Consider the following 1,518-nt stretch of genomic DNA (forward strand, 5'->3'; position numbering starts at 1 on the left):
GCGTAGAAGTAGGGCTCAAAGTTTCTGTCGTACTCGATTTTAAACTCGCCGTTTTCCTTTTTGAAGATCCTTATGACGGGCTTGCCGTTCTCGGTAATGTAGTCGGTATCGAGTATCATGAGGAACACCTGTTCAAACTATCAGACCCAACACTAATAAACTTCCCCCTTGATGCTCCCGGGAAAAAGATCCACAATAAGAATTCGTGACACTGGAGAATAGGGACACTACACTTTGCATTTTTCCTTGGCCTGCCTGATTCTCTCGGAGGAAGCCCATTCGTACGGATAATTGATATCGCTCAATATTTTTGCTGAGACTATTGTCCACATAATCGCGAGTGCTATTAGAATCCCATAATTTTGATTAAGATATCTACTAACTAAACTCGCGGGGATTATTACTCCAACACCCGCGGAATCAATGATAGACTTCTTTAGGAGGACATCACACAACGGTCTGCATTCGAGTCGTTTGGACAACTCACCGCACTTATACTCGTTGTACACAATCCAAACCAAACTGGATATTATCCATGAAACGATGGCCATAATCACTACGTCTGAACTGTCCAAGGTCCCAAAAAGAAAAGAGAGACCAAAGAAAACTATTCCCTCCCTCAATAGATTGGTTCTAAATCGTGCCTTGTAATATTCGTCCGTCAACTAATTTCCCCTCCAATTGATGTAGGACAAATTCCTCCGGGGGAACATGGTGGCCACGGTGGGGTTGATTTCCAAGGATATTCATTAGTAGAGTAAACTATTTCCCTTTCGTCTTTCTTTTCCCAAAACCCCTTACCCCGTCCCAGCACATCACCGAGTATTTTCTCAACACTCCAAGTCACGGTGGTTGAGACAAGAGGGTTTGTACATTTAATGCTTATGAGCATGCTGAAAGCTGTCATTGTGGGTTTGATGTAATCCCAGTTGTGGAAATAGCCAAAATGAGTTCCTAGTGTCATCTTTTTCTTTGGGGTTATTCCCACCCACACTATGCCCCACGGGACATCATCGTCTACTGGAATTTTGATAAACATCTGGTAAACTCTGTGATAACCCCCATTGTAAAACAACAATTCGTCGGTAGGTTCCATAGAGAAACTTACGGGACCAACTTTGTACTCCATCCCATGTACCGTTTCAATACGAACTTCAGGCAAATAGTCATAAAATATGTATGGATCAGGATATCCATGAATCTCCCACGGGAACGAAATGAGAATGACATCCTTGCCTCCTCCGAATAATTCTGGCAATCCACTCCATTTCCACTCAAATGCCAAGTACAACTTCCCATCGAGAACGAAGGACATGTCCTTTCTAAATCTGACTGTAAGCTGATCCTTATCTCCAAACACCATCGGGGATATCGGTGTAGGTTTAGATACTCCGAGAGATATTCTGAAAGTGACGGGATCTTGGGACATAGACGCTTCGGAATATGACATTGCCAGGGTAGTTTCTGCCGTTGCCAATACCACCAACAATCCCAACAAAATACCCACCAAGTATTTCC

At 43.3% G+C, this 1,518-nt stretch carries 1 protein-coding gene; it reads right to left on the minus strand.

Annotation, left to right across the window (positions count from 1 at the left end):
• Positions 1-661: 661 nt before the first annotated feature.
• On the minus strand, positions 662-1,518 hold an 857-nt coding region (locus MV985_RS08945; RefSeq protein ID WP_297465485.1), incomplete at its 5' end, for a hypothetical protein.

This window comes from Thermococcus sp. (genome assembly GCF_027012695.1).
In the GTDB taxonomy this organism is placed as follows: domain Archaea; phylum Methanobacteriota_B; class Thermococci; order Thermococcales; family Thermococcaceae; genus Thermococcus.